Genomic DNA, 26,951 nt, shown 5'->3' on the forward strand with positions numbered 1-26,951 from the left:
CCAGGGCCCGCAGCGCGCGGGCTCGGGCACGCGGATCTGCCGACTGCGCGCCATACGCCCGTACTTCGTTCCCGGCCGCGGGGGTTCGGCGTCCACCCGGGGCCGGGCCGGCAGCAAGGGTGCTGGCAACCCGGGTTCGCCGCAAGTGGGTTCTTGAGTCAATCCCCCCTGACGAGCAACTCCATCTCCGTCCGCAGATTGCGGCGCGCCACATGTTCCCACCGACCCTGTGCGTACGGGGTGCGGAACAGGTGCGGCAGGCCCAGGAGTTGACGCAGCACCTCCGCGCGGCCCTCCAGGAACGCGCTGTCCGGCACGAAGCCGTACTCCCTGCGCACCGCTGCCGCGTACCGCGCGTAGTCGCCGGGCGATCCGGCCAGCACGGCGAGGTCGGCGTCGCACAGCAACTCGCCGTTGGTGTCGCCCGGTTCAGGGTCGTGGCTGACGGTCAGGCGCACCAGCCGGACGACTTCTTCCGTACGGGTCCGGGACACCCCGGCCTCGGGAAGCGCCCGTCCGGCGAGTGCGGCGCTGCGTTCCTCGTTCTCGCTGCGGTCGGGGCGGTAGACGGCGTCGTGGAACCAGGCCGCGAGCAGCACGGCGTCGACGTCCGCTCCCCGGGTGTGCGGGGCGAGTTCGTCGACCCGGTCGAGGACGTCCAGCAGATGGTCCGTGGTGTGGTAGTGGCGCTGGGGCTCCGACCAGCGGTCGATCAGGTTCCGCCCGTACGGGACTGGGTCCGGCTCCTCCTCGCCGTCCCTGGCGCTGACGAGCAGCGCGTTCCAGCGTGAGAGCAGCCGGTCGCGGATGCCGCGGCCGGGAGGCTCGGCGGTCCCGGACGTCTCCGATGTCCCGGCGGTCTCCGACGTCCCGGCGGTCTCCGATGCGTCGCCCGGCCCGGGCGTCCTGGGGGTCTCGGGCGCCCGGCCGGGGTGGCGTGCGGGTGCGGGGCGGGCGGCCCCGGCTCCGGAATCGTCGTGTGTCGCCATGGAGGCGATTGTGCCCGCCGGCCGGCGGCGCCCACGAGAACCGGTCGAGCCCGAGGCCGGACGGCGTCGGGCGGCAGGCTCTGTCGCGGGACGGGGCGGCGGGTGACCCGGAAGGGATCACCCGGGAGACGTGATCGCCCAGCGGTCGTGATCGCGCCACTGGCCGCCGACGAGCTGGAAGGCCGGTGAGCGGCCTTCCAGCCGGAACCCCAGACGCTCCACGAGCCTGGACGAACGGACGTTCCCGGGCTGGATGTTGGCCTCGAGGCGGTGGAGGCCCAGCTCCTCGAAGGCGTGACGGATCACGAGCCCCAGCCCTTCGGTCATATAGCCGCGGCCGGTGGTGGACGCGTACGCGACGTAGCCCAGGGCGCCGCTTTGAAGGGAGCCCCGCACGATGTTGTTGATGTTGACGGCTCCCACGATCCGGTGGCCGTGTGCGGAACAGCCCGCCCGGTCGCCGGTTTCCGCGGTGCCGCCACCCGTTGCGCAGAGGCAGATCACGAAGCCTTCATGGGTCGGCAGGCCGCAGCGGGCGATGTAGTCGGCGAACGCCTCGGGGGTCGTCTCCCGCCGGGGCACCCACGGCCGGTGCAGCTCGGCGCTCTCCCGGAGCCTGGCGGTGATTTCCGCGTAGTCGTCGTGTCCGACGTGCCTGATCGCCACGCGAGGTCCGCGGAGAAGCCAGGGTGCTTGTGGGGTCGGCATCGCTCGAAGTCGTCCGTTGGAACTCGAAGTCGTCGGCAGGGCAGGGGAGTCGGGAATTCTACGGCCCCCGCTGCCACGGGTGTCCGAGCCGGTCCGGCGGCCGCACACGCCCCGCCTCCGGCCCCGGCCCGACTGCTTGGTCGCGGGCGGAGCCGGCGGTCCGGGGCGGGGCGAAGCGGGGCGGCGGCAGGTTCCCGTGCGGTCGGGGCCGGGCTGAACCGGGCCGGGCTCAACCCGGGTCGCGGCGGGGTCACATGGACGGCTTGAGGACGACGAAGTCCGCGCCGAAGGGGTCGAGACAGACGGCCATGCGGCCGACGCCCTCCGCGTCCTCCGGGCCCATGACGATGTTGCCGCCGAGCTGGGTGACCTTCGCGATGGTCGCGTCGCAGTCGGTGGTGTGGAAGACGGGGTGCCAGAACGGGCTGCCGCCGGCCAGGGCGAGGGCCTCCTGCGGGACCTCCATCAGGCCGCCGTGCATCCGCTCCTGCGGCGCGCCGGAAGGGCCGATGATCGTGTACGTGCCGGCCTCGTCGCCGGGCATCGGCATGTCGGTGAACTCCCAGCCGTACAGGCCCCGGTAGAAATCCTTCGCCGCGGCGGCCTCGGTCGTGTACAGCTCGACCCACATCAGGGAGCCGGGCTCGTCCACGACATCCACGCCTTCCGTCTTGCCCGGCTGCCAGGCGGCGAACTGCGCGCCCTGCGGATCGGTGAACTGGGCCATGCGGCCTTGGTCGTTGACGTCGAACGGCTCGACCCTGACCGTGCCTCCGGACTCCCGGACCTTCGACACCGCAGCATCCACGTCGGGCGTGCTGAAGTAGATCATCCAGGCCGGGCGCGCCCCCTCGTCGAGGGGCCCGAGAGCGGCGACGGTCCTGCCCTCGGACTTGAAGAGGCCGAACTCTTCCTCGCCCGACCCGAACGGCTGGAACGTCCAGCCGAAGACCCCGCCGTAGAAGGTCTTCGCGGCGGCGGAATCCCTCACACCGAGATCGAGCCAGCAGGGGGAGCCAACGGAAAAATCAGTGGTGATCATGGCGATTCCCTTCGGGAGGTCCCTGACACGAATCAGGCTCCCACCGCCCACCGACACTCGCTCGCCGAGCGGATGCCCGTGCACCGGAGCCGGCGCAAACCCGCTGCTCACAGGTCCGGTGGTGGCTCCGAGGGTCCCGGAGTCCGCCGGCTCCGGGACAGCCGGCACCGCCGACTACCGCACTGCGGCGGGTCGTGCGAGCCGGACCGGCGCGGCCCGGTCCGGCCCCCGCGTCCTCGACCCCGTGTGCGCCGGTGGTGCCGTCCCCGGTCCGGCCGCCAGGACGGCCCTCCGACACCGGCGCCCGTCAGTCCGGCCGCGTGAGCAGACCTTCCGTGACGAGGGCGTTCACGGCTTCCTCGATCGCTTCGAGCGCCGTGTGGCGGGGCCGGTGGCCGAGCAGCCGGCGGGCCTTCTCCATGCTCCGGTGCGGGCTGTGCGCGATGTGGCTGTACGTCGCCCCGGCGTCCTCGGCGGAGACCGTCTCCCGCCACCGCTCCCACGGCACGAACTCCAGGCGGGGCTCCTGCCCGAACCATCCGGCGACGGCCTCCGCGTAACCGCGCAGCGTCACGGCGGTGGACGCGACGGAGTGGAAGCTCTCCCCGAGCGCCGCCGAGCGGCTGGCGATCGCGTCCATGAAGACCTGCGCGACGTCGTCGGCGTGGACGTGGTGGAGCGTCTCCATGCCGAGGTTCGGGAGCGTCACCGTCTCGCCGTCGGCGAGCGCCTGGAAGGTGCCCGGGTTCAGATTCCCCGCGGGATTCACGGGCACCCACCCCGGCCCCGTGATGTGGCCGGGGTGCACGACTGTGGCGGGGAAGCCGTTCAGCTGCGCCTCCGCCAGGAGGTACGCCTCGATGGCCGCCTTGTTTCGCCCGTACTCCTCCAGCGGGCGCCGCGGCTCGGACTCCGGCGAGGGGACCTGCCCGCTCGGCCCGTACACCCAGATCGTCCCGCAGTGCAGGAAGTGCCGTACCCGTCCGGCAAGCGCCTCCACCAAGTGGCGTGCGCTCTCCTCACGGAAGCAGATCATGTCGATGACGACGTCGGCCTCCAGCTCCGCGACGGAGGCGCCGAACGTCCCGTCCGCCTCGGCCGCCTCCCGGTCGGTCACCACCGTCCGCACGTGCCGCCAGGCACCGTGCGGTTGGTAGGGCTCCCGCTGCCCGCGGCTGACCACGACGACGTCGTGGCCCGCGCCGACCAGGCGCGGGACGAGGAAGGAACCGACATGCCCGCTGCCACCGAGTACCGCGACCTTCATGTGCCTGATCGTAGGTGCGGGCGCGCTCCCGTCCCAGGGGGCCGGCCTCACCGGTGGCCTCACCGGTCGGGCCACCGGTGAGGTCGTCGCTGAGGGGGCGCCTGTGAACTTCCCGGGCGGGTGCTGTCCGTGCATGCCTGGCCCAGGGGACCCCCTCTCGCGATGAGTTCCGGCCGGGGCGCGTGTCTGTTCCGGTGACCGTCGTAGCAGGCCGCGCGACGCCGCCCGGCACGAGACCACGGAGGACACCATGACGAGCACGCCGGACGAGACGACCACCGGGCTGCCCGGCCGCCCGCCCGTCGTCGACCTGGCCACCTGGCAGGCCGCGCGTGACGAGCTTCTGGTCCGCGAGAAGGCCCACACCCGCGACGGCGACGCGCTCGCCGCGGCCCGCCGCCGGCTGCCGATGGTGGAGTTCGACGGGACGGTCGAGGTCGTCGGACCCGACGGCCCGGTCCCGTTCCTTGACCTGTTCCAGGACCGCGACGAGCTCCTGGTCTACAAGCACATGTGGCACGACGGCGCGCCGCACCAGGGCCAGTGCGAAGGCTGCACCACAGCCACCTGGCATCTGAAGGACGCCGTCTACCTCAACGCCCGCGGCGTCTCGTTCGCCGTCCTGACCACGGGCCGATGGGACGAGGTGGCCTCCTTCGTCGAGTTCATGGGCTACACCCAGCCCTGGTACTCGGTGCGTGACGTGGAGGAGCCGGTCGGCGGCAGCATGGGTTACCTCGCCTGCTTCCTTCGCGACGGCGACCGTGCCTTCCTCACCTACTCCACGACGGGCCGCGGCAACGAGCCGGCCAGCGGGTTCTTCGCCCTGCTCGACATGACGCCCTACGGCCGCGGCGAGTCGTGGCAGGACAGCCCCGAGGGCTGGCCCGAGGGGCACGACCCGTGCTGGTACTGGCGCTCCGACGCGGACGGGAACGCCACCTGGGGCCCGACCAGCCGCCCCGTGCCGCAGTGGACCCGCCCCGGAGCGACCGCCGTGGAGAGCCTCGGCCGGCACGACCACAACCACTGACGCGCGACGCCGGCGGAGCCGGCAGAGGTGCCGGGCAGAGCCCTGACGCGGTCTGCCACCCGGTCTGCCGCCCGGCTGCGGACAGGTCTGCCGCCCGGCCCGCCGGCAGGTCACCGGCGAGGGGTCACCACCACGCCTCACCCCGCACCACCGGGTGCCGGGAGCGGCCCGAGAGCGCGTCCCTCAGCACGTCCTCCGCACCGCGACGGGAGCGTGCGAACCTGCCGCTGCGCCGCGAGCGCGAGCCCGCCGAGACGAGAGTGTCGTCTCCCTTCCCGACGTGCACGAACTCGCCGGTCACCACGGCCAGTACGCTTTCGTCGAGCACCTCCAGCAGGTCGTCCGACCCGCTGTCGCAGGCGTCGCACCCGCAGTCCGGCAGCGACTCCAGCAGCACCGCGGGCTCCCCGGCACCGACGTGCACCGCCACATCGGGTATGCCGCCCACGGCCCCGAACTCCAGCAGCAGCGGGACGGTCCGGGAACGTACAGGCCGCAGCCGCATGGTGCCGTTGGCCTCGGGGCCGGACGGCGGCTCGTCCCGCCACACGCCGGCGGCGTCCGCGGCTTCCTCGGCCACCGCCAGACCGGCCCCGGTGAGGGCCTGCCGCCAAGCCTCGGCCCGTGCCCGGAGAATCCGGTACTTGCCCGGCTCCAGGCAGCGCGAGTACTCCTCGTCGGCGGGGCTCTCCCCGCCCGGACGAGGGTCCGGCCACGGCGGCGTCTCCGCCCCCGTCACGGCGAACGCCTCGTCCGCGGCCTCACGAAGTCTCGTCGCGTCCATTCCACGAAGCTACGACGGCAACGGACGCCCGCTCACCTGGTTTTCGCGTGCGGAGAGCGGCGAGCCGGCAGGCGTGCGTTCCTCGTGCGGTGTCAACTCCGCGGTGCTGGTGCCCACTTCGGCCGCGACGGTCCGTCCCGGGCATCCGGGTCAGGTCAGCACGGCGGGCAGCGGCCGCGCGTGCAGCACCGCGAGGCCGGAGACGGCGCGGGTGAGGGAGACGTAGAGGCGGCGCAGCCCTGTGCGGATGTCGGGTTCGGCGGCGATGATCGCGGCGGGTTCGTCCAGGACGACGTAGTCGTACTCCAGGCCCTTGGCCAGCGTCGCAGGCACCAGCGTGAGCCGGGATCCTTCGTCGGTCCCGGAGCCCGGAGCCAGGTGCGGCATGCCCGCGGCCTCCAGGGCACCCGCCAGCGCGGGCACCCGTGCGTCCGCGGCGATCACGCCCACCGATCCTTCGTTCCGCAGCGCCGCCCGGCACGCCTCGACGACCTCGGCGTCCAACTCCCCCGCGGGGCAGGCCCGTACGGAGAAGTCCCCCGGCGACTCCCGGACGGAGGTGGCCTCCCGCAGACCCGGCGCGATCTCGGGCAGCAGCCGGGACGCGTACGCGATGACCTGACGCGGCACACGGAAGCCGAGCGTCAACTCCTCGACGGCGGCGGCCGGTTTGCCCAGATGGCGCAGGGCCTCCTCCCAACTGGCCGTCGCCCAAGGGGTCGTGCCCTGCGCGATGTCGCCGAGCACGGTCACGGAGCCCGTGGAGCAGCGGCGGCCGACCGCCCTGTACTGCATGGGTGAGAGGTCCTGCGCCTCGTCGAGGACGACATGGCCCAGCGAGGGGGTGCGCCGCACGAGGTCGTCGACCTCGTCGACGAGGACGGCGTCGGCCGCCGACCACGGCGCCGACTTGACCCCCCGGGCGGGCTTCGGCCACAGCACGGCCCGCTGCTCGGCCTCCGTGAGGATGCCCTCGGCCTGCTCGGCGAGGAACTCCGCGTCCGACAGCAGGCGCAGCACCAGCTTCGCCGGGTCCACCGCCGGCCAGCATGCCTTGACCACCGCCTTCACCGCCGCGTTCCGTGCCACCGCGTCCTGCACGCGATCGTCCGGAGCCTCGCCCGCCTGCTCCATGCGCACCAGCACCGCGTGCGCGATGCGTTGCGGCAGCGCTTCCCGCGCCGCCCCGTACCGCATGTCGCGGGCCAGCAACTCCTCGATCAGGGCGGCCAGTTCGTGCGCCGGGACCCGCCAGCGCCGCGAGCCCCGCACCACCACGCACGGCTCCTGCGGCATGCTCACCCCGGAGCGCACCGCCCTGCGCAGCACGCGCGCCATGCGTGCGTCGCCCTTGACGGCCGCCGCCTCCGCGCCGTCCTCGCGGCGTACGGGGACGTGCGCCACCAGTTCGGTGACCGTCGCCTGGCGCACCGACATCTCGCCGAGCGCCGGCAGTACCTGCTCGATGTAGCGCAGGAACGAGGAGTTGGGCCCGACGACGAGCGTGCCGGAGCGGGAGAGGCGTTCGCGGTGCGTGTAGAGCAGATACGCGACGCGGTGCAGGCCCACGGCCGTCTTCCCGGTGCCGGGCGCACCCTGCACGCACAGGGAGCCCTCGATCCCGGCCCGCACGATCTCGTCCTGCTCGGGCTGGATCGTGGCGACGATGTCCCGCATCGGGCCGACGCGCGGACGCTCGATCTCCGCCTGGAGCAGGCGCGACGTCGTCCCCTCGTCGCCCGGCTCGGTCAGGTGCTCGTCCTCGTACGCGGTCAGCTCGCCGGCGGCGTATCCGAACCGGCGGCGCAGCGCGACGTCCTGCGGGTCCTTCTTCGACGCCCGGTAGAAGGGCTGCGACACCGGCGCGCGCCAGTCGATCACCATCGGATCGCCCTCGGCGTCGTGGACGTGACGGCGGCCGATGTAGAAGGTCCGGGCGGGCACGTAGTCGAGGCGGCCGAAGAAGAGCGGCGTGTGCGCGAGATCGGCGAGCGACCTGATGCGCTCGTCGAGGCCGGCGCGCAGCACTTCGGCGTTGACCCAGTTCGTCGTGACGTCGGTGATGTCGAGGGATTCCGCGTCCTCGCGCATGGCACGGAGCGCGGCTCGGGAGGCCGCCAGATGGGCGCGTTCGTCGTCGAGGGGATTGCGGGCGTGGCCGGGGACGGAATGGGCAGGGGCGGACACTGTTTTGCCTCCGGGCGGAATGCGCGGTACGCGTACGGAACGGAAGGCCGACCGGTTTCCGAGCGGTCGGGGTCCTCCCCGGACCGGGAGGCGGCAGACGCGGAATCCTAGTGGCGCCGCGGCCGGCCGGGCCAACGGATTTCCCCCGTACGGGGCTGAGCCTCATCGGAAGGGAGAGACGGCGCAGGTGACACGGCGGCCGGACACACGCGGCGGGAGCGCCGGCAAGGGCAGGAGCACCACCGCCGACGACGGCAGCAGCGCCGGCACCGGCAGGAGCACCAACGGCACCGGCAGCACCATTGCCGACGGCAGGAGCACCGACTGCGGCGGCAGCATCGCCGACGGCAGGAGCACCGACTGCGGCGGCAGCATCGCCGACGGCAGGAGCACCGACGGCGGCAGTAACACCGCCGACGGCAGTGGGACGCCGGCCGCCGCCGCACTGCTCCTGCTCTCGCTGGGCGCGCTCGCGGCGCTGTTCGCGGTGCGGCGCTTCCCGGTGGCGGACCTGCTGGTCTACCGCGCCGAGGGTGCCGCCGTCGTCAACGGCGGGGACCTGTACGGCTTCACAGTCACGGCATGGGACCTCCCCGCGACCTATCCGCCGTTCGCGGCGCTGCTGTTCGTGCCCACCGTTTGGCTCTCACCCGCGGTTGCGAAGGCCGCGTTCGTCGCCGGAAACGCCGCCCTCGCCGCGTTCCTCGTCCACCTCTCCCTGCGTCTGGCGGACGGGCTGCCGGGCGGAAGCGGAAGCGGTCTTCGTCCGGGGCGGTGGAGCCGCCGGGCCGTGGTGCTGGCGGCGACCGCGGCCGCGCTCTGGCTGGAGCCGGTCTTCCAGACGCTGGTCTTCGGCCAGATCAATCTGCTGCTCGTGTGCCTCGTGCTGTGGGATCTGGGACGTCCCGACGGCGCACGCGGCAAAGGCCTCGCCATCGGCATCGCCACGGGCATCAAGCTCACGCCCGCGGTCTTCGCCGTCCATCTGCTGCTGACCGGACGCGTACGTGCGGGACTCACGGCCCTCGCGGGCTTCGCCGGTACGGTCGCCGCGGGCGCGCTCGTACTGCCGTCCGCCAGCTGGGAGTTCTTCACGCACCGGGTCTTCGAGACGGCCCGCGTCGGCAAGGTGTGGATCGTCGACAACCAGTCGCTCCAGGGCCTGATCGCACGTGTCGCGCACACGTCGGAGCCGGGTGTGCTGTGGCTGGTTCCCGCGGCCGCGCTCGGGGTGGCCGGGCTGGCGCTGGCCCGTCGTCTGCACGTGCGGCACGGGCAGGCCGCGTGGGCCGTCATGGCCGCCGCGTTCACCGCGCTGCTGGTGTCCCCGATCAGCTGGTCCCACCACTGGGTGTGGTGCGTGCCGCTGCTCGCCCTCCTCGCGGCCGAGCGGGCGCGGTCCGGCGCCGGGCTCGGCGCGGTGGCGGCCGTCGCGGCGGTGTTCGCGGCGCGCACGCTGTGGCTCGTGCCGAAGCGCGGCGCCGCGGACCTGAGGCTGGAGTGGTGGCTGCAGCCGTTCGCCTCGCCGTACGCGCTGCTGACGCTGGGCCTGCTGGCGACCGCCGCCCTGCGCTGCTACTCGGTGTCGCTCTCGGGAGCGGCCTCCGGCTGGGCCGTCAGCAGGTCCTGGGAGTCGACGATGCGGTAGGCGTAGCCCTGCTCGGCCAGGAAGCGCTGCCGGTGGGCGGCGAAGTCCTGGTCGATGGTGTCGCGGGCGACCACGGAGTAGAAGCGCGCCTCGTGGCCGTCGGCCTTCGGGCGCAGGATGCGTCCCAGCCGCTGCGCCTCCTCCTGCCGTGAGCCGAAGGTGCCGGAGACCTGGATGGCGACGGTCGCCTCCGGCAGGTCGACGGAGAAGTTGGCGACCTTGGAGACGACCAGCGTGCTCAACTCGCCCTCGCGGAAGGCGTTGAAGAGCTTCTCCCGCTGCTTGTTCGTGGTGTCGCCCTTGATGACGGGCGCGCCGATGTGTTCGCCGAGTTCGTCGAGCTGGTCGATGTACTGGCCGATGACGAGTGTCTGCTGGCCCTCGTGCCGCTTCACCAGCGCCTCGGTCACGCGCCGCTTGCTCTCGGTGGTCGCGCAGAAGCGGTACTTCTCCTCGGTCTCGGCGGTCGCGTACGCGAGCCGTTCCGCGTCGGTGAGGCTCACCCGCACCTCGACGCAGTCGGCGGGCGCGATGTAGCCCTGCGACTCGATCTCCTTCCACGGCGCGTCGAACCGCTTGGGCCCGATGAGGGAGAAGACGTCCGACTCGCGGCCGTCCTCCCGCACGAGCGTCGCGGTCAGGCCGAGGCGCCGGCGGGCCTGGAGGTCCGCGGTGAACTTGAAGACGGGCGCGGGCAGAAGATGCACCTCGTCGTAGATGATCAGGCCCCAGTCGCGCGAGTCGAAGAGCTCCAGATGCGGATGGATGCCCTTCCGCTTCACCGTCACCACCTGGTACGTGGCGATCGTGACCGGCCGGATCTCCTTGCGCGTGCCGCTGTACTCGCCGATCTCGTCCTCCGTGAGCGAAGTGCGGCGCACCAGCTCGTTCTTCCACTGGCGGGCGGCGACGGTGTTGGTGACGAGGATCAGGGTCGTCGCCTGAGCCTGGGCCATCGCACCGGCGCCCACCAGGGTCTTGCCCGCGCCGCAGGGCAGCACGACGACGCCGGAGCCTCCGTGCCAGAAGCCTTCGACGGCCTGCTGCTGGTACGGGCGCAGCGACCAGCCGTCCTCGACCAGGCCGACGGGGTGCGCCTCGCCGTCCACGTAGCCGGCGAGGTCCTCGGCGGGCCAGCCCAGCTTCAGCAGCACCTGCTTGATCTGACCGCGCTCGGAGGGGTGCACGGCGACGGTGTCCGTGTCGATGCGCTCGCCGGTGAGCGGCTGGATCTTCTTCGACCGCAGTACCTCTTCCAGCACCGGCCGGTCGCTGCTCTCCAGTACCAGGCCGTGCGTGGGGTGCTTGAGGAGCCGGAGCCGGCCGTAGCGGGCCATCGTCTCGGCGACGTCGACGAGGAGGGCGTGCGGCACGGGGTACCGGGCGTGGGCGACGAGGGCGTCGACGACCTGCTCGGCGTCGTGCCCTGCGGCACGAGCGTTCCACAGGCCGAGCGGGGTGAGGCGGTAGGTGTGGATGTGCTCCGGTGCCCGCTCCAGCTCGGCGAAGGGAGCGATGGCACGGCGGCATTCGTCGGCCTGCTCGTGGTCGACCTCCAGGAGCAGCGTCTTGTCGCTCTGGACGATCAGGGGGCCACCGTTCACGCGTGCTTCCTCCGTCTCGCGGTGCTGTGCGGGTGCGTCCGGGTCAATCGTCCAGTGTGCCGCATGCGTCCGAATGCGGGCTGTGGAGCTGCTGTGGAGAGGGCGCGCACGGCCACACGGGGGCGCCCTCGCCCGCCCGCACCCGGTGCCACGGGTGGGCGGGCGCAGGCGGCGCTCGCGTTCCGACCCGTACGTGATCTCGTACGTGTTGCCGGCCTCGCGTCCGCCTACAGCAGGGCCGAGGCCAGAACGGGCAGCAGGACGATGATGAGCAGTGCGCCGATGATGTCGAAGGAGAAGCCGGAGCGGATCATCCAGGTGATCGGCACGGTGCCGGAGCCGTAGACGATGGCGTTCTGCGGCGTGGACACCGGGAGCATGAAGCCGAACGACGCGGCGAACGTGGCCGCGATCGCCGGTATGAGCGGGTCGACCCCGGCGGCGGCCGCCAGCGGGATGACGATCGGAACCACGACCGCCGCTGACGCGGTGTTCGAGGTGGTCTCGGAGACCACGATCGCGAGCAGGGCGGCGAAGATCGTGATGGCGACGGCGCTGCCGATGTTCAGGGCGCCGAATGCTCCTTTGCCGATGGTCTCCGCCAGGCCTGTCTCCTCCAGCAGCGTGCCGAACACCACTCCGGAGCCGAACAGCACGATCGTGCCCCAGTCGATCCTCGCGGCGTCGCTCCAGCGCAGCGTGAACTCGCGTGACTTCCAGTCCGTGGGGAGTACGAAGAGCAGGCCCGCACCGAGCACCGCTGCGACGCCTTCGTCCAGGTTGTTCGACGCGGTCTCGTAGGCGGTGGAGCCGGTGCCGGCGACCAGGCCGACCACGGCCGGGAAGGTCCACAGGACGACCGTCACCGCGAACGCGAGCAGCGTGTTCTTCTCGGCACGGCTCATCGGGCCGAGCGCCGCCCGCTCCCGGTGGACGTAGTCCTCGACGCCCGTGAGGTGCCGGATCTCGGGGCGGTTGAGCAGAAGCAGTACGACGGCCAGACCCGCGAACATCAGCGCGCAGATCGGGAACGCCATGGCGATCCACGTCCCGAAGGGGATGGGCTTGTCGGTGGCCTTCTCGATCAGCTCGCGGCCGATGAGATTGGGTGGGCTGCCGACGGGGGTCAGCAGGCCGCCGACGCTGGCGCCGTAAGCCAGCATCAGCATCATCGCGAAGCCGACACGCATCCGGGTGGGGTCGAAGCGGTGCATGGTGCCGTTGGCCTCGTGCTTGTCCTGGACGAGATTGCCGATCACGCCGAGGATGCCGACCGCTGTCGGCATGAGGATCGCGACGGTCGCGGTGTTGGAGATCCACGCGGAGAGGAGGCAGGTGATGAGGCCGAACGCGATGACGATGCGGAAGGAGCTGCGGGCGACGCCGGGTATCGACAGGACGCGGAAGGCGAAACGCCTGGCCAGTCCGTGTACGAGCATGGACTGGGCCAGGATGAAGGCGCCGATGAAGGTGAAGACCGTCCCCGAACCGAACGGGGCCAGCACACCGTCGGCGCCCTCGTCGCCACCGACGCCGAGCAGCACCAGCAACGAGGCGCCGATGAGCCCCGACACCGGGATGGGGATCGGCTCGGTCACCCAGGCGACGATCACCCCCGCCAGAACGGCGGCGACATTGTGCTGGGTCTGCGGAAGGTCCAGGGGCAGGAGGAACACGATGATCGTGGCCAACGGCGCCAGGACGAATCCGGCTGTACGCCGGGCCTTCTCGAACCGCTCCTCTGCCGGGGACAGCTTCTGCTCGGCGAGGCCCCGGTAGGTGGACCCGCCCAGCAGTGCCTTCTCGACGTCGACACGCTCTGGTTTGCTGCTGGGTTTCGACTGATCGCCGGTGATGGCCATGTCATCTCCTTCGAGTTCGGTTCCCCCAGGGTTTTCGTGATGCGGCAACAGGCTGCGAGCGGGCTCCGCCTCGGTGCCGGCCGGCTGGTCGACTGAGTTCCGGCCGGTGAGACTGTCATCTCGCAGATCTCTTCGGAATGGGGCGGTCAGCCGTTGTCCAGATGGCCGATGACGGCCTGCGTGACCTCTTCGGAGGTCGCGGTGCCCCCGACGTCGCGGGTACGGATCCCGCTGCCCGTGGTCGCCTCGATCGCACGGCGGACGGTCTTCGCCTCGTCGCCGAGACCGAAGTGCTCAAGCATGAGGGCCGCGCTGCCGATCGCCCCGACGGGGTTGCAGAGCCCCTGACCGGCGATGTCCGGAGCCGATCCGTGCACCGGCTCGAACATCGAGGGGAAGCGCCGCTCGGGATTCAGGTTCGCGCTGGCCGCGAGACCGAGGCTCCCTGTGATGGCGCTGCCGAGGTCGGAGAGGATGTCGGCGTGCAGGTTGGTGGCGACGACCACCGAGAGATCCTCGGGCTGAAGGACGAACTTGGCGGCCATGGCGTCGACGAGGACGCTTTCGGTCTCGACGTCGGGGTAGTCGGCGGCGACCCTCGCGAAGACCTCGTCCCACAGAACCATGCCGTACTGCTGGGCGTTGCTCTTGGTGACGCTGGAGACCTTCTTGCGTGCGCGGGTCCGCGCGAGGTCGAAGGCGAAGCGCATGATGCGCTCGCACCCGGCCTCCGTGAAGAGCGCGGACTGGACGGCCACCTCCGCGCCGGCACCCCGGCTGGAGAGATTGCGCCCTCCGAGCCCGGCGTATTCACCCTCGGAGTTCTCGCGTACGACCACCCAGCCGAGGTCCTCGCGGTCAGCGGTGCGGAGCGAACTCGGTATGCCCGGCAGGAATTCGACCGGACGCACATTTGCCCACTGGTCGAAGTTCTGGCAGATCCGCAGGCGCAGCCCCCAGAGGCTCACGTGGTCGGGGACTGTCGGCCACCCCACGGCCCCGAAGTAGACGGCGTCGAAGTCCTTGAGCTGTTCGAGACCGTCGTCGGCCATCATCTTCCCGTGCTCGGCGTAGTAGGCCGAGCCCCACGGGAATTCGCTCCAGTCGAAAGCGAAGCGGCCGTTCGAGCGGGCAGCGAGTGCGTCCAGGACTGCTCGTCCTGACTCGACGACTTCGATGCCGACACCGTCTGCGGGGACGGCGGCGATCCGGAAGGTTTGCTCAGCGGTCACTGGTGATCCTCCAGCGTGTCGGCGTCGCGTGGCTCACGGGGGAGTGAACCGTGTGGGTTCCCGCGGCGTCCAAGACGGGCTGTTGATCCCGGTGATAGGCCCTGCCTATGGGTTACGTTCCATGGTCACGGGTGCCGTCGGGCAGCTGTGCGGCGTACCGCTCCACGCACACTGCGAAGGCCTGAGCCGCCGGGGTCAGCGCCGCCGTACGGGCCACGAAGAAGATCCGGAGCAGGGAGACCGGCTCGATGTGGCGGACGAGAGCACCCGCCCTCTCGGCCAGCTGGGTCCAGGACGAAGGCATCACAGCGTGGCCCACGCCTGCCAGGACCATGGGCAGGATCGACGTGCGGTGCTCGACCTCGACCACGATCTGGGCCCGCACACCGCTGGAGAGTATGTCGTCGACCAGTTGACGCATGAGACTCCCCGGCTTGCTGACGACGAGCCGCATCGCGTCGAGTTGCCGGCGCTGGATGGTTGCGGCAGGCCGTGTCACCGGCTGCGTCTGCTCGTGCCGCTCGCGCCGCGGCTCCCCCTCGTCTGCGTCGGGGGGCGAAATGAGCACCAGGGGTTGATCCTCGACGTGCAGGACCTTCAACCCTTCGGTCAAGGGCGTTGACGCCGCACCCAGCAGACCCAGTTCCGCTCGCCCCGTCTTGACCGAGTGAATGACCTCTTCCGGCGTGAATGCCGCTTCCACCGTCACCGAGACGTCGGGATGGGTGCCGGTGAAGTTGCTCGTGATCGTGGCCAGGGGCTCCATGCCAGGGCTCGGCATGGACACCAGCTCGACGCGCCCTCTTTGCAGGCCCCGGACGGACTGGACGGCGGCCTTGGCCGAGTCCAGGTCCCGCAGCACCTGACGGGCCGGCTCGACCAGCTGCGAACCCGCATCGCTCAGCACGATGCCCCGGCCGACACGGTGGAACAGCGGAACGCCGAGTTCGCGCTCCAGCGTTCTCATCGCCTGCGACAGCGACGGCTGCGCGATATGGAGCTGCTCGGCGGCGCGGCCGAAATGCTGGTGCTGGACGACGGCCAGGAAGTAGGCCAGCTGCCGTGCGTCCATGTGCCACCTCCGAAAGACGGACAGGCGCAGCCTACTGACGGGCCGGGGCCCGACCTCGTGCGCTTCCTTCCTCCCGCGCCTCCCGCGGTCGCCGAGCAGCGCGGACGGCTGCCGGGCCCGCCCTGTGTGCGGACTTGTTCGCCGCGCACGGCCACACGGGCGCCTGCCGTGCGTGTGGCCACGAACCAGGTGAAAGCGCCTATACGGTTATACGTCTGGGCACAAGGTGTAGTGGTCCGTATGAGATGCGTGACCGTATCCGAGGGCGCGTTGAACGGAACTGACGAAGGAGAGCGACCGGGATGGCGACGAAAGTTGCGGTAACCGGGCACATGGAGCTGTCCGAGGAAACGGTGCCGCTCGTACGGGCGGAGCTGGAGCGGCTGCTGCGCATGTTCGAGCCCTCCGGGCTCGTGGGCCTCTCGTGCGTGGCGGCCGGAGCCGACTCACTCTTCGCGGAGTCGGTGCTGGCTGCGGGCGGACGGCTGGTGGCGGTGCTGCCAAGCCGCGACTACCGGCAGGCCACGGTGAAACCGGAACATGCCGAGACCTATGACCGGCTCACCGCCGCGGCCGACGAGGTGCTCGTGCTGCCGTACGCGAACGCCGACCGCAAGGCGTACGAGGCGGCCAACGCGGTGCTGCTGGAACGCGCCGACCGGCTCGTGGCCATCTGGGACGGCCAGCCGGGATCGGAGGAGAAGGGCGGCACGACCGCGGACATCGTCGTGAACGCGCGGAACGCCGGTCTCGCCGTCGACGTGGTGTGGCCGGCGGGTGCGTCCCGGGGCTGACCGGTGAAGGGGCCGGGCCCGCGGCCGCACCGCCGGGCCCGGCCCTCGTCCGTGAGTTCGGGCGGGACCTCTGCGCGTGGAGAGCGGGGACTCCGCCCGGTCAGGGCCCGGCCAGTTCGGCGGCGCCCGTGATGCGGTGCAGCGGATAGGTGCGGATCTCGTCCGCGGTGTGGTCGTACGCCGTCACGAATCCGCCCTCCACGCGCACCGGCGCGATGACCCGCTGGCTGGCGGCCCCGTCGGCGTTGACGTAGCCGATCCACACCGCGTCTCCCGACTTCGCCGCCGACCGCATCGTGGCGATGGTGTCCGCCGACGTCGTGCGCGGCAGGGCGCCGCCCCCGGCGGCCGGGGGCTTCGGCACCCGTCCGGACGGCTTCGGTGCCCTGTGCTTCGCCGTCGCCGCGTGGTCGCCCGCCCGGATCGCCCGTACGGCGGCGGTGAGCAGCGCCGCGTCCGGCACCGGGGGGCCGTCGGGCACCGGGTCCGGAGGGGTGCGCGGCGGTGTGCGGCGGGCGTCCGCGCGGGCGATGACCACATCCCCCTCGGCGGACTCGGCGGCCGGTGCGTAGCCCATCTCCCGGAGCTTCGCGAGCAGTTGGTCGGGCGGAAGGGACGAGGCGAGCACCGTCGGCGCCAGCAGCCGCAGTTGCAGCGGCGCGGAGCGCCTGTCCGCGGTGATCTCCGTCAAGAGCGCGTCGTCGTCGCAGCGTACGTACGAGGACGCGGCTCCCACGCGCAGCCTGCCGTGCCTGCGTGCGACGTCGTCGACGAGGTAACTCAGCGGCTGCGGAACGGGAGTTCGCGAGTGCGCGGCCAGGAAGGCGTGGATGTCGCTCGCGGTGCGCCCGGCGTCGAGTGCCCGCCGGACGGACGCCGGAGTGAAGCGGTAGACGGTGGCTCCGCCCTTGGACTCCACGTCGGCGAGCACGCCGAGCATGGCCGCCAGCGGCCGCTGGAGCGGACCTGGCGCCACGGCCGTCAGGTCGGCCTGGAGCAGCATGTGGTCGAGCGGCTCGGGCAGGTGCGGCGCCAGTCCGGCCGCGGCCCGTGCCGCCGCGCTCTCCAGTTCACCCGCGGTGGAGGTGCCTCCCCCAGCTGCCGCTGGGGGTGCCCCCAGCTCGGGCAGGACCAGTTCACGCGCGTACGAGGCGAGGGCGCCGCGACCGGTCAGACCGATCGACTCGGCCTCGTGCAGGGCCCATTCGGCAAGCTGCGTGCGCAGGTCCCCCGCGGACTCGCCGGCTGCGCGCCCGGCGCCGCGCAGCGGGCGCTCCCACCGCAGCCGCGCCAGGACGGAGTGCTGCGCGGGTGCCGAACCCGGGTCGAGGGAGGCGAGCAGTTCGAGGGTGCGGCGGCGCACGTCGGCCGCGAGGCCGCGGTCCAGGCCCTGGCCGAGTGCGGCGAGGGTGCGGCCCTTGGTGTCGCGCGTGCCGACCAGTCCGGGCACGCGGGTGCCGGTGAGCCAGCTCAGCACGATGCGGGACCAGCGTTCGTGTGCCGGGCGGCGCAGCCACTCGTCGTACGCGGGCGTGGGCGCGTAGCCCTCGTCCGGTTCGCCGTCCGGGGCCAGCAGGCCCGCCGCGTAGGCGAGTTCGATCCAGAAGGCGGCCGTCGGCTCGGGCACGTCGAGGAAGGTGGCGGTGCGCTTGAGGTCCCGCACGCCGAGGCCGCCGGCGCGCAGTACGGACGGCGGGTCGGTCTCCCAGTCGGAGAGCAGGTCCTCCAGCGTGTCCAGAGCGGCGAGGGCCTGGCCCGCCGCCGTCTCGTCGGTGGCCTGCCGGGGATACTCCCGCCGGACCTCCAGTGGCGGAGCCAGCGGTTCGACGTCGCGGTGGGCGCGGCCCGCCCGGAGGCCGAGCGCCACCTCGCGGGGGAGTACGACGGTGCGGGGCGCGGTCCTCACCAGCAGGGCGCGGTCGAGCAGCCATCTCACGGGCGCCGAGGGCGAGTCGGTGTGCACGGAACCGTACGGCGGGCCCCACCGCAGCTTGTCGAGCATCGCGAGCGACTCGGGCGGTGCTCCGTCGAGAAGCGCGTCGGTGCGCTCGCGGTCCGCGAAGAGCGAGGTGAGCCCGGCAAGGGCGCTCACCGGGTCGTGCGTCGCGGGCAGGCCGGTCGCGGCGAGGATGTCCTGGAGCCGCCCGGGCGACATTCCGGACGTGGCCTCCGCGAGTGTCGGGCCGAGGCCGGTGGGCGACGGAACGGAGGGGGAGGGAGTGAGCAACTCCCGTGCGGTGCGCACGAGATGGAGCCGGTCGTCGCCGCCCCACAGCAGGGCCTGCTCGCGGAGCGTGCGCAGGGCGCGCGGCAGTTCGGCGGCGATGTCCTCCGGGTCGGCGTCCGCTTCGCCGGTGGCGGCGGGGTCTCCCGTGAGGAGGGCCTTGAGCGTGGCGTACGAGCACGGGTCGGGCGCCACGGCGATGGCCTCGGCGGTCTGCAGGGCGAAACGGTCCAGCCGCTCCACGGCCCGTACGACGGACGCCCTGGTGCCCGCGCGGGTCGCGAGCTGGGTGAGGTCGTTGGGGACGGGCGAGAGAAGGTCCGGGCGGCTGCGGAGCAACTCTGCGAGTGCCGCGTCGTCGCGGGCTCGCAGATCGTCGGCGAGCGTACGGGGTGCGGCGCCGCCGGCGCCGCTGTGCTCGGTGCTCATCCAGCCCACGTTAGCGCGGGCGGCGCAGGGTACCGTCGTGGGCAAGCCTGGCAAACGGCAGGGCAGGCGCCAAGGGCAAGCAGTCGTTGGGGAATTGGTGGGAATCGAGAGCGACAAGCTCGTATTCGATTATCTGAGCCGGATCGGCGACCTGGCCCACAGCACGTCGATGACGGCCGCCGAACGGGCGCGCCTCGTCAGCGGTCTGCGCGGCGAGATCGACCGGCTGCGGGCCGCCGAGGGCGGCGCCGAGAGCAAGGCCGCCGTGAAGAAGATCCTCGCGCGGCTGGGGCGGCCGGAGGAGGTCGTCGCGGCGCGCGGCTCGGCCACGGGCGGCTCGGCGGGCGGTTCCGCCGGAGCTCTGGGCGCTTCCACCGGAGGCGGAGGCGAGGGCGGCGACGAGGGCCCGAAGGTGCCGCTCGGCAAGGGCCGTTCCGGGCCGTCGGCGCCCACCGCCTCCTACGGCGCCTCCGCGCCGCATCTTGCGGGCATGGACGAGCTGGGGCCCGAGGAGTCCGACCCGGACTGGTGGCGTGTCGACCCCAGCCCTTACGGGGACGGGGGCGGCAGCCGCACGTTCGGCGAGCCGGTGCCCGGCTTCGTCGGCGGCATCGAGCTGCCGGAGCTGTTCAACCCGCCGCCCGGCGGCGAGGAGGACGGGGCCCGTCCGGGAAGCGGCCTGACGAAGGCTCCCGTTCCGGCGGCCCGCAAGGCTCCCGACGACGAGGCGGGCGGCGCCGGGGACGCCGAGGCCGGCGTGGCCCTGGCGGGCGGCCGCCGGCGGCTGTGGCCCGGGCGCTCGCGCCTCGTGGCGGCCGGGCCGCGGGCGGGCGGCATCGTGGAGTGGGCGGCGGCGGCGCTGCTGGTGGCGGGAGCCCTCATCGGCTCGCTGATCCCGCTCGGCGCGGGCTGGCTGGCCGCCTGGTGGTCGCCGCGCCTGAGCCGTACCGAGGCCAAGTGGGCAGCCGGCGGGATGCCGGGCCTCGTCGCGGCGGGCACCCTGGTGTGGCTGTGGGGACGTGTGGACGGACGGTGGGGCGAGCCCATCGCGGAGGGCGGCAAGGAACTCGGACGGGCCCTGACGGACTCGGCCCCTGTGGCGCTGCGTGTCGCAGCGGTCGCCAGCGCGCTGTTCCTCGTCTGGCGTGCCCGCAGGCCCCGGGTCTGAGTACGGGAACACGACAGCACAGGGAAGGGTCGATGGCCAGGCTGACGGTGGCGACCTGCCAGTTCCCGGTCGACGCCCGCATCGAGCGCAACTGCCGTTACGTCATGCGCCAGATGAGGTCCGCGAAGGACCGGGGCGCGGACCTCGCGCACTTCCCCGAGGCGGCCCTCTCCGGTTACGCGGGCACGGACTTCGCGGACCACCGGGGATTCGACTGGGAGTCGCTCGAATCCGCGATGCTGCGCGTGATGGGGCTCGCCGCGGAACTGCGGCTGTGGGTGGTGCTGGGTTCGGCGCACCGCCTCACCTGGGGGTCCCCCCAGGCCCGTCAGGGCCGAGGGGGAGGGCACAAGCCGCACAACAGCCTGTATGTCATCGACGACACCGGTGCTCTCGTCGACCGCTACGACAAGCGTTTCTGCTCCGGCGACCCCGACGGCCGCACCGGCGACCTCGCCCACTACACACCGGGCGACCACCCCGTCGTCTTCACCGTGGGCGGCGTCCGTTGCGGAACGCTGATCTGCTATGACTTCCGCTTTCCGGAGCTGTACCGCGAATACGGGCGGCAGGGCGTGCAGTTGGTGCTGCACTCCTTCCACGCGGGGCACGTGCCGCCGGGGAGGATGGCCGCGATCCGCGAGGCCATCGGCGAGGACGTGCTGCACCTCAACACCGCCGACACCTACCCGGGCATCGTGATGCCCGCGACCATGACCGCCGCGGCCGGGGCGAACCACGTCTGGATCAGCTGCCCCAACTCCTCGGCCCGGGAAAGCTGTTGGGGCGCGTTCTTCGTACGCGCGGACGGCGTCACCACCGGCCGCCTGCCGCGCAACCGTGCGGGCGTGCTGATCTCGACCGTCGACACGGACGCGCCGATTTACGACTCCACCGCGCACTGGCGCGGCAGGGCGATGGACGGCGTTCTCAACTCCGGTACTCCCGTGGAAGATCCACGCTCCGCCGACCGAACGTCGCTGTGACCGTCCCAGTTTCGCGGCCCCGTGCCGCCGCCCCGCGTGTGGTGAACGCGCCGCCGCGGGGCAGGATGGCCGGCATGGCACCGCACGACCAGGAAGACCCCGCGGCCGCGCCCGTACCGGCCCCCACCGTCGGCTTCGACCTGGACATGACGCTCATCGACTCGCGGCCCGGCATCAGGGCGGCCTACGAGGCGCTGTCCGCGGAGACGGGCGTCCACATCGACGCCGCCCTGACCGTGACCCGCCTCGGGCCGCCGCTGGAACAGGAGTTGGCCCACTGGTTCCCCGACGAGCAGATCCCCGAGGCCGCCGAGCGCTACCGCGAGCTGTATCCGCGGTACGCGATCGAGCCGTCCACCGCCATGCCCAACGCACGCGAGGCGGTCGCGGCCGTACGGGCGGCCGGCGGAAGAGCCGTCGTCGTCACCGCGAAGCACGAGCCGAACGCCAAGCTGCACCTGGAGCACCTCGGCATCGAACCGGACGCGGTGGCCGGCTGGCTGTGGGCGGAGGCCAAGGCCGAGGCGCTGCTCGAGTTCGGGGCGAGCGTGTACGTGGGCGACCACACCGGCGACGTACGCGGAGCCGCGACGGCCGGCGCCCTCTCCGTCGCCGTGCCGACGGTGCCCTGCGATGCGGAGGAGTTGCGGCGAGCCGGTGCGGATGTCGTGCTGGCCGGAGGGCTCGGCGAGTTCCCCGGCTGGTTCGGCGACTACTGCTCGCGGCGCTGACCCAGGGCCGACCTCACCAGGCCCGCGGCGGCCATCGCGAAGCCGACGCCCATGAGCATGCACACGAAGTAGGCGGGCGCGGGGAATGGCTCGGTGCCGAGGAAGAGCGGGGCCACAGTGATCAGTGTGGCGAGGGCGCCGATGAGGAAGACGACGCCCCCGGATCGTACGAGAAGATCACCGGGCCGGGACGTTTCAGTGTTCACGCGCCCAGGGTAGATCGGTGGGCAACTGTACGGAGAACCGCTCGGCGGCACCTTGTAAGCAGCCGCCGGGCACCGGGGGATTAGCCTTGGTGATGAGCGGGTCAATCGGCCCGCTCAACTTGCTCTCCGGAGCAAGATTCAGGACGAGACGCAGCTTTCAGGACGCAGCCGAGGCTGCCCGGCAGTACGAGGACGAGGACAGACGTGCCTACCGGCAAGGTCAAGTGGTTCAACAGCGAGAAGGGCTTCGGCTTCCTCTCCCGCGACGACGGCGGCGATGTCTTCGTGCATTCGTCCGTGCTGCCCAGCGGAGTGGACGCCCTGAAGCCGGGCCAGAAGGTCGAGTTCGGCGTCGTCGCCGGGCAGCGCGGCGACCAGGCCCTCTCGGTGAGCGTGCTGGACCCGGCCCCGTCGGTCGCCGCGGCGCAGCGCCGCAAGCCCGACGAGCTGGCCTCCATCGTCCAGGACCTCACCACGCTCCTCGACGGTGTGGCACAGGGCCTTGAGCGCGGCCGGTACCCGGACAGGCAGCACGGCCACAAGATCGCCGGGATGCTGCGGGCCGTCGCCGACCAGCTCGACGTCTAGACCGGCCAAGGCCTCTGGCTCCCCGTCGCCCCTCCGGCCGTCACCGTCCGGCGCGGCCGGGCGGCGGGAAGACGAGAGCGTCGTCGGGGATGGGCGGCACCAGGCCCTCCGCGGCGGCGCGGGTGAGCAGCCCGCGCACCGCGGCGATGCCGTCCTCGCCGAGGTCCGCGGTGAACTCGTTGACGTAGAGCCCGATGTGCTGGTCCGCGACGGCGGGGTCCATCTCCTGCGCGTGTTCCATCACATACGGGCGTGACGCCTCCGGGTCCTCCCACGCCATCCGCACCGACTCGCGTGCCGACTCCGCGAGGCGGTTCAGCATCCGCGTGCCCAGCGAACGGCGGGCGATGATGGCGCCGAGCGGGATGGGCAGGCCCGTGGTGTGCTCCCAGTGCTCGCCCATGTCCGCGAGCTTGTGCAGCCCGTACTCCTGGTACGTGAAGCGCGCCTCGTGGATCACCAGGCCGGCGTCGACCCGGCCGTCGCGCACGGCCGGCATGATCTCGTGGAACGGCAGCACGACCACCTCGCCGACCCCGCCCGACGGCACTTCGTCGGCCGCCCAGAGGCGGAAGAGCAGATACGCGGTCGACCGCTCGCTCGGCACGGCCACGGTGGCGCCCTTCAGCGACTCCCCCTGGGCCCGGGGGGAATCGCTGAAGAGACCCCCGCCCTGGGGCCCGTCGACCGGTTCGCGGGTGAGGACCAGCGGTCCGCATCCGCGGCCGAGCGCGCCTCCGCAGGGCAGCAGCGCGTACTCGTCCAGGACCCACGGCAGCATCGCGTACGAGACCTTCAGCAGGTCGCCCTCGCCGCGCTCCGCCATGCCGTTGGTGACGTCGATGTCCGCGAACGTGACGTCGAGCGGCGGCGCGTCCGGTACACGGCCGTGCGCCCAGGCGTCGAAGACGAAGGTGTCGTTCGGACACGGTGAGAAGGCGATGCTCAGTGCGGAAGCCGCGCTGCCGGTGCCGCCGTTGCCGTCGTTGCTCATGCCTCCCATGCTCGCAGCACCGGAAGCACCGTCGCGCATCCGGCCCCGAGAGCCTCCAGCGCCTCGGGAATCCGCCACGCCGCGCGGTCCCGCGGGCCGACGGCGTTGGAGACGGTGCGCAGCTCCAGCACCGGTACGCCGTGCGCGGCGGCCGCCTCGGCGACCCCGAAGCCCTCCATCGCCTCGGCCACCGCTCCGGGATGCCGGGCGGCCAACTCCCGGGCACGGGCGTGCGTTCCGGTCACCGTCGAGACCGTGAGCACCGGTCCTCGCGCTGCCCGCGCCGCCTCGGCCGCCGCCCGTACGAGATCCGGGGGCGGGCGGTGCTCGGCCTTGCCGAAACCGAGTTCCTCGACGGAGGCGAAGCCTGCCGGGCCGTCCCCGTCCGGCTCGGATGTGACGGCGCCCAGATCGGCCGCGACGATCGACGTCGCGACGACCGCGCCGCCCAGCGGCTGCCCGAAACCGCCGGCGATGCCCGCCGAGACGACCACGCCGAACGGCGCCCCGCCGAGGGCGGCCGAGGTGAGCGCGGTGGCGGTGGCCGACGCGGCGGCGGCAGGGCCGACGCCGGCGGCGAGCACCTCGGCTCCGGACGTCGCACCGCCGCGCTCCAGTCCGGAGAGCACCGCCTCCCGCTCTGCGGCGACGGCGGTGACGATCAGGATGCGCGGTGAAGGCATGGCCGAAGGCTAGGCCCTGTCTGACAAATCTCGCCTTGCTCGCGGCGGATGGCACGCACATCCGCTGCGTTGTCGCATCGACCGAGTAGCCCACTACGAGGGCGATCCTCCGCCTTGCGGCTGCACGCACCATCCGCCGCGAGCACCGCCTGGGGCGGACGGCGCCATTGTCAGACAGGCCCTAGCTGTATTGATCATGAGCGTTGTTGACGCCCGCAGGTCTTGATCATGGCGAAGACCTCCGGTGTGGTGGAGGTGTCTAGGCTTCACCGCACAACGGAGGTCTTCGTGTCCCACCGTAATGCCCGGCTGACCGTGCACGGCAGGCGGTTGCTGGTCGAACGTGTCCGCTCGGGGTTTCCGGTAGCGCATGTGGCTGCCCAGATGGGCGTCTCGCGCACCACCGCGCACAAGTGGATACGCCGGTTCGCTGCAGAGGGCGATACCGGCCTGGCCGACCGCTCCAGCCGCCCGCACCACCTGCCGAACCGCACACCGCCGGGCGTTGAGGCCCGCATCTGCGCCTTGCGGGCCGAGCGCAAACTCGGGCCTGCTCGCATCGGCCCGATCCTGGGTATGCCGCCCTCCACCGTCCACCGGGTCCTGACCCGCCATGGCCTGCACCGTCTGTCCTGGCTGGACCGGCCCACCGGCCGGCTCATCCGCCGCTACGAACGCAGCCGGCCCGGCGAACTTGTCCACGTCGATGTGAAGAAGCTCGGGCGCATCCCCGACGGCGGTGGCTGGCGCATCCACGGCCGGGAGGCGGCCCGGGCGGCCCGGCCGCAAAGCCGTCGCCGCACCGGCTACGACTACATTCACTCCGCCGTCGATGACCACACCCGCCTCGCCTACAGCGAGATCCATCCCGATGAGAAGGCCACCACGTGCGCTGCCTTCCTGCGCAGGGCGGCAGCCCACTTCGCCACGCTGGGCATCGACCGCATCGAACGGGTGCTGACCGACAACGCCTGGTCCTACCGCAAGAGCGACCTGTGGAAGCAAGCCCTGACCGATCTCGGCGCGGTCGGCAAGCGCACCCGCATCTACCGGCCGCAGACCAACGGGAAAGTGGAGCGCTTCAACCGCACCTTGCTCGATGAATGGGCCTACCTGCGGCCCTACGCCACCAACGACCAACGCGCCACAGCGCTGACAGACTTCCTCCACAGCTACAACCACCATCGCTGCCACACCGCACTCGAAGGCAAGCCACCGATCAGCCGTGTGAACAACGCATCAGGTCAATACACCTAGCCCTGCGCCACGTCAGGCGGCCCGGGGGTGCGGCGTGCCATGTCTGGCGGCGCGCAGCAGATTCCGTACGGAGAACACGGCGCCCGCGGTGATCACGACCGCCCCGACGCCCATCCCCAGCGGGCCGATCAGCGGCAGAGAGATGCCGAGCCCGCCGCCCACGACCCACGACATCTGCATCAGCGTCTCGGAACGCGCGAAGGCGGACGTACGGACCTCCTCCGGCACGTCCCGCTGGATCAGCGCGTCCAGTGACAGCTTGCCGAGGGCCTGGGAGATTCCCGCGGTCATCGCGACCAGCGCGACCGTGACCGTCCCGTAGACCACCCCTGCCGTGACGACCGCGCCCAGCGCGCAGGCCAGCACCCCCGCGATGATCACCTCGGGGGCCCTGGCCCTGAGCCACGCGCCGATCGCGGTGCCCAGCGCGTTGCCGCCGCCGGCGGCGACGGCAACGAGGCCCAGCGAGAACGCGCCGGACAGACCGGTCAGCGGCTGGTCGCGCAGGAGGAAGGCGAGGAAGAAGGTGAGGAAGCCGGACAGGCCGCGCAGCGCCGAGTTCGCCACCAGGGCACTGCGCACGGACGCGCCCACGGTCCGCAGCCCCGGCCGTCTCTCGCCCCGTCCGCGGCCCTCCCCCTGCCCGTCGCGCCCGTCCCGGCGGTCCCGGTCCGTCCGGCCGGGGTCCCGGAGCCGTGCCGGGGCGAGCCTCGCCTTGCGCTCACCCTTCGCCGAGTCGACCTTGCCGGGCAGGGAGAAGGACAGGAACGTGCCCAGCGCGAAGACGGCGAACGCCGCGTAGAGCGGCAGGGGCGACCCCAGCTGGTGCAGCCCCGCACCGATCGGCGCCGCCACACCCGTCGCCACGAGGCCCGCGAGGGTCACCCGGGAATTCGCCTTCACCAGCGAGAACGTCTGCGGCAGCAGCCTCGGCACCACCGCCGAACGCACCACCCCGTACGCCTTGGAAGACACCAGCACGGCCAGCGCGGCCGGATACAGCTCCAGGCGTCCCGACTCCACCGCGCCGGACATCGCGAGCGCGAGCAGCGCACGGGCCAGCATCGACGCGGCCATCGCGGCTCGGCGTCCGTGCGGCACCTTGTCCAGGAGCGGCCCGATCACCGGAGCGAGAAGGGCGAACGGCGCCATGGTGACGAGGAGATACAGCGCGACCCGGCCGCGCGCCTCCCCGGTGGGTACGGAGAAGAAGATCGTGGAGGCGAGGGCGACCGTGATCAGCATGTCGCCCGCGGAGTTGACCGCGTGCAGTTCGATGAGTTTGCCGAGGCCCGACTCGCCCGCGCCCTCCCCGTGCGTGAAACGCCGGAGTCGACGGGCCACAGCCGCGGGTGGCCGTCGCACGGCACGCGCGGCCCCGCGAAGCAGACGACGTCCGCGCCCAGGCTCGGCAGCCACGAGCTTCAGTCTGCCCCAACGGCGGTGACGGATGCGGACACTCC

Annotated in this window: 23 protein-coding genes; 8 read left to right on the plus strand and 15 right to left on the minus strand. The window is 72.2% G+C overall.

Translation table 11 applies throughout. From position 1 onward, the window contains the following. Nucleotides 1-158 precede the first annotated feature (158 nt). From EV375_RS21780 to EV375_RS21795, 4 genes are all read right to left on the minus strand, one after another. The gene (locus EV375_RS21780) at nt 159-989 is read right to left on the minus strand and encodes an HD domain-containing protein (protein ID WP_486588629.1); all 831 of its coding nucleotides are present in this window, start codon (nt 987-989) and stop codon (nt 159-161) included. Nucleotides 990-1,106: 117 nt separating this feature from the next. Next, nucleotides 1,107-1,697 (minus strand): GNAT family N-acetyltransferase, encoded by a 591-nt coding sequence (locus EV375_RS21785; protein ID WP_130301088.1) that lies wholly within the window; start codon nt 1,695-1,697, stop codon nt 1,107-1,109. A 250-nt stretch (nt 1,698-1,947) separates the two neighbouring features. Continuing rightward, the gene (locus EV375_RS21790; RefSeq protein ID WP_130301090.1) at nt 1,948-2,739 is read right to left on the minus strand and encodes a VOC family protein; all 792 of its coding nucleotides are present in this window, start codon (nt 2,737-2,739) and stop codon (nt 1,948-1,950) included. A gap of 307 nt (nt 2,740-3,046) precedes the next feature. Next, on the minus strand, nt 3,047-4,006 hold the full coding sequence (locus EV375_RS21795; RefSeq protein WP_130301092.1) for an NAD-dependent epimerase/dehydratase family protein: 960 nt from the start codon (nt 4,004-4,006) through the stop codon (nt 3,047-3,049). Between the two features lie 250 nt (nt 4,007-4,256). Between EV375_RS21795 and EV375_RS21800 the strand changes: the two genes are divergently transcribed. Continuing rightward, nucleotides 4,257-5,039 (plus strand): DUF899 family protein, encoded by a 783-nt coding sequence (locus tag EV375_RS21800; protein WP_130301094.1) that lies wholly within the window; start codon nt 4,257-4,259, stop codon nt 5,037-5,039. A 124-nt stretch (nt 5,040-5,163) separates the two neighbouring features. On the opposite strand, the gene EV375_RS21805 is transcribed toward EV375_RS21800, so the two are convergent. Then, nucleotides 5,164-5,823, minus strand: coding sequence for a DUF6226 family protein (locus EV375_RS21805; protein WP_130301096.1), 660 nt, complete (start codon nt 5,821-5,823; stop codon nt 5,164-5,166). 150 nt (nt 5,824-5,973) lie between these two features. Beyond that, on the minus strand, nt 5,974-8,010 hold the full coding sequence (locus tag EV375_RS21810) for a HelD family protein (protein WP_486588630.1): 2,037 nt from the start codon (nt 8,008-8,010) through the stop codon (nt 5,974-5,976). Between the two features lie 187 nt (nt 8,011-8,197). On the opposite strand from EV375_RS21810, the gene EV375_RS21815 reads away from it, so the two are divergent. Then, nucleotides 8,198-9,658 carry a glycosyltransferase 87 family protein gene (locus EV375_RS21815; RefSeq protein WP_486588631.1) on the plus strand — a complete coding sequence of 487 codons (1,461 nt, stop codon included), beginning with the start codon at nt 8,198-8,200 and terminating at the stop codon, nt 9,656-9,658. Here the strand turns inward: EV375_RS21815 and EV375_RS21820 are convergent. The 4 genes from EV375_RS21820 to EV375_RS21835 all read right to left on the minus strand — a co-directional run bounded on the left by EV375_RS21820 (nt 9,586) and on the right by EV375_RS21835 (nt 15,428). Then, nucleotides 9,586-11,262, minus strand: coding sequence for a DNA repair helicase XPB (locus EV375_RS21820; RefSeq protein ID WP_130301098.1), 1,677 nt, complete (start codon nt 11,260-11,262; stop codon nt 9,586-9,588). The genes EV375_RS21815 and EV375_RS21820 overlap by 73 nt on opposite strands. 227 nt (nt 11,263-11,489) lie before the next feature. Next, complete coding sequence (locus tag EV375_RS21825; RefSeq protein WP_130301100.1) at nt 11,490-13,124, minus strand: DASS family sodium-coupled anion symporter; 1,635 nt, start codon at nt 13,122-13,124, stop codon at nt 11,490-11,492. A 146-nt stretch (nt 13,125-13,270) separates the two neighbouring features. Then, on the minus strand, nt 13,271-14,356 hold the full coding sequence (locus EV375_RS21830; RefSeq protein ID WP_130301102.1) for a tartrate dehydrogenase: 1,086 nt from the start codon (nt 14,354-14,356) through the stop codon (nt 13,271-13,273). A gap of 112 nt (nt 14,357-14,468) precedes the next feature. Beyond that, the gene (locus EV375_RS21835; protein WP_130301104.1) at nt 14,469-15,428 is read right to left on the minus strand and encodes a LysR family transcriptional regulator; all 960 of its coding nucleotides are present in this window, start codon (nt 15,426-15,428) and stop codon (nt 14,469-14,471) included. A 302-nt stretch (nt 15,429-15,730) separates the two neighbouring features. On the opposite strand from EV375_RS21835, the gene EV375_RS21840 reads away from it, so the two are divergent. Beyond that, a complete protein-coding gene (locus EV375_RS21840) occupies nt 15,731-16,222 on the plus strand; it encodes a hypothetical protein (protein WP_130301106.1) in 492 nt (163 codons plus the stop codon). A 100-nt stretch (nt 16,223-16,322) separates the two neighbouring features. Here the strand turns inward: EV375_RS21840 and EV375_RS21845 are convergent, their stop codons facing one another. Continuing rightward, the gene (locus EV375_RS21845; protein ID WP_130301108.1) at nt 16,323-18,875 is read right to left on the minus strand and encodes a helicase-associated domain-containing protein; all 2,553 of its coding nucleotides are present in this window, start codon (nt 18,873-18,875) and stop codon (nt 16,323-16,325) included. Between the two features lie 97 nt (nt 18,876-18,972). On the opposite strand from EV375_RS21845, the gene EV375_RS21850 reads away from it, so the two are divergent. The 3 genes from EV375_RS21850 (at nt 18,973) to EV375_RS21860 (ending at nt 21,760) form a co-directional block, all read left to right on the plus strand. Then, nucleotides 18,973-20,043, plus strand: coding sequence for a hypothetical protein (locus EV375_RS21850; RefSeq protein ID WP_130301110.1), 1,071 nt, complete (start codon nt 18,973-18,975; stop codon nt 20,041-20,043). A gap of 32 nt (nt 20,044-20,075) precedes the next feature. Then, nucleotides 20,076-21,029, plus strand: a complete 954-nt coding sequence (locus tag EV375_RS21855; RefSeq protein WP_130301111.1) for a carbon-nitrogen hydrolase family protein — start codon at nt 20,076-20,078, stop codon at nt 21,027-21,029. Nucleotides 21,030-21,094: 65 nt separating this feature from the next. Then, entirely contained in the window at nt 21,095-21,760 is a 666-nt protein-coding gene (locus EV375_RS21860; protein ID WP_486588632.1) for an HAD family hydrolase, read from the plus strand. Here EV375_RS21860 and EV375_RS21865 read toward each other — a convergent pair. Beyond that, on the minus strand, nt 21,742-21,966 hold the full coding sequence (locus tag EV375_RS21865; RefSeq protein WP_130301115.1) for a hypothetical protein: 225 nt from the start codon (nt 21,964-21,966) through the stop codon (nt 21,742-21,744). The genes EV375_RS21860 and EV375_RS21865 overlap by 19 nt on opposite strands. Before the next feature lie 204 nt (nt 21,967-22,170). Between EV375_RS21865 and EV375_RS21870 the strand changes: the two genes are divergently transcribed. Further along, a complete protein-coding gene (locus tag EV375_RS21870) occupies nt 22,171-22,554 on the plus strand; it encodes a cold-shock protein (protein ID WP_028436716.1) in 384 nt (127 codons plus the stop codon). A 40-nt stretch (nt 22,555-22,594) separates the two neighbouring features. Here the strand turns inward: EV375_RS21870 and EV375_RS21875 are convergent, their stop codons facing one another. Together EV375_RS21875 and EV375_RS21880 are read right to left on the minus strand one after the other, a co-directional pair. Further along, complete coding sequence (locus tag EV375_RS21875) at nt 22,595-23,548, minus strand: 1,4-dihydroxy-6-naphtoate synthase (RefSeq protein ID WP_207228217.1); 954 nt, start codon at nt 23,546-23,548, stop codon at nt 22,595-22,597. Then, on the minus strand, nt 23,545-24,231 hold the full coding sequence (locus EV375_RS21880) for a futalosine hydrolase (protein WP_130301117.1): 687 nt from the start codon (nt 24,229-24,231) through the stop codon (nt 23,545-23,547). Before EV375_RS21880 ends, EV375_RS21875 begins: the two co-directional genes overlap by 4 nt. A 288-nt stretch (nt 24,232-24,519) precedes the next feature. On the opposite strand from EV375_RS21880, the gene EV375_RS21890 reads away from it, so the two are divergent. Continuing rightward, nucleotides 24,520-25,488, plus strand: coding sequence for an IS481 family transposase (locus EV375_RS21890; protein WP_130301119.1), 969 nt, complete (start codon nt 24,520-24,522; stop codon nt 25,486-25,488). 12 nt (nt 25,489-25,500) lie between these two features. Here EV375_RS21890 and EV375_RS21895 read toward each other — a convergent pair whose 3' ends face one another. Further along, on the minus strand, nt 25,501-26,916 hold the full coding sequence (locus EV375_RS21895; RefSeq protein ID WP_165434832.1) for an MFS transporter: 1,416 nt from the start codon (nt 26,914-26,916) through the stop codon (nt 25,501-25,503). Nucleotides 26,917-26,951: the final 35 nt, after the last annotated feature.

It is taken from the genome of Streptomyces sp. CNZ301, from assembly GCF_004217425.1.

What these genes read in the sequence shown, in the direction of transcription:
- EV375_RS21780 (WP_486588629.1), bottom strand. Translation starts at nt 989, where the DNA reads ATGGCGACACACGACGATTCCGGAGCCGGGGCCGCCCGCCCCGCACCC.
- EV375_RS21785 (WP_130301088.1), bottom strand. Translation starts at nt 1,697, where the DNA reads ATGCCGACCCCACAAGCACCCTGGCTTCTCCGCGGACCTCGCGTGGCG.
- EV375_RS21790 (WP_130301090.1), bottom strand. Translation starts at nt 2,739, where the DNA reads ATGATCACCACTGATTTTTCCGTTGGCTCCCCCTGCTGGCTCGATCTC.
- EV375_RS21795 (WP_130301092.1), bottom strand. Translation starts at nt 4,006, where the DNA reads ATGAAGGTCGCGGTACTCGGTGGCAGCGGGCATGTCGGTTCCTTCCTC.
- EV375_RS21800 (WP_130301094.1), top strand. Translation starts at nt 4,257, where the DNA reads ATGACGAGCACGCCGGACGAGACGACCACCGGGCTGCCCGGCCGCCCG.
- EV375_RS21805 (WP_130301096.1), bottom strand. Translation starts at nt 5,823, where the DNA reads ATGGACGCGACGAGACTTCGTGAGGCCGCGGACGAGGCGTTCGCCGTG.
- EV375_RS21825 (WP_130301100.1), bottom strand. Translation starts at nt 13,124, where the DNA reads ATGGCCATCACCGGCGATCAGTCGAAACCCAGCAGCAAACCAGAGCGT.
- EV375_RS21835 (WP_130301104.1), bottom strand. Translation starts at nt 15,428, where the DNA reads ATGGACGCACGGCAGCTGGCCTACTTCCTGGCCGTCGTCCAGCACCAG.
- EV375_RS21840 (WP_130301106.1), top strand. Translation starts at nt 15,731, where the DNA reads ATGGCGACGAAAGTTGCGGTAACCGGGCACATGGAGCTGTCCGAGGAA.
- EV375_RS21845 (WP_130301108.1), bottom strand. Translation starts at nt 18,875, where the DNA reads ATGAGCACCGAGCACAGCGGCGCCGGCGGCGCCGCACCCCGTACGCTC.
- EV375_RS21855 (WP_130301111.1), top strand. Translation starts at nt 20,076, where the DNA reads ATGGCCAGGCTGACGGTGGCGACCTGCCAGTTCCCGGTCGACGCCCGC.
- EV375_RS21860 (WP_486588632.1), top strand. Translation starts at nt 21,095, where the DNA reads ATGGCCGGCATGGCACCGCACGACCAGGAAGACCCCGCGGCCGCGCCC.
- EV375_RS21875 (WP_207228217.1), bottom strand. Translation starts at nt 23,548, where the DNA reads ATGAGCAACGACGGCAACGGCGGCACCGGCAGCGCGGCTTCCGCACTG.
- EV375_RS21880 (WP_130301117.1), bottom strand. Translation starts at nt 24,231, where the DNA reads ATGCCTTCACCGCGCATCCTGATCGTCACCGCCGTCGCCGCAGAGCGG.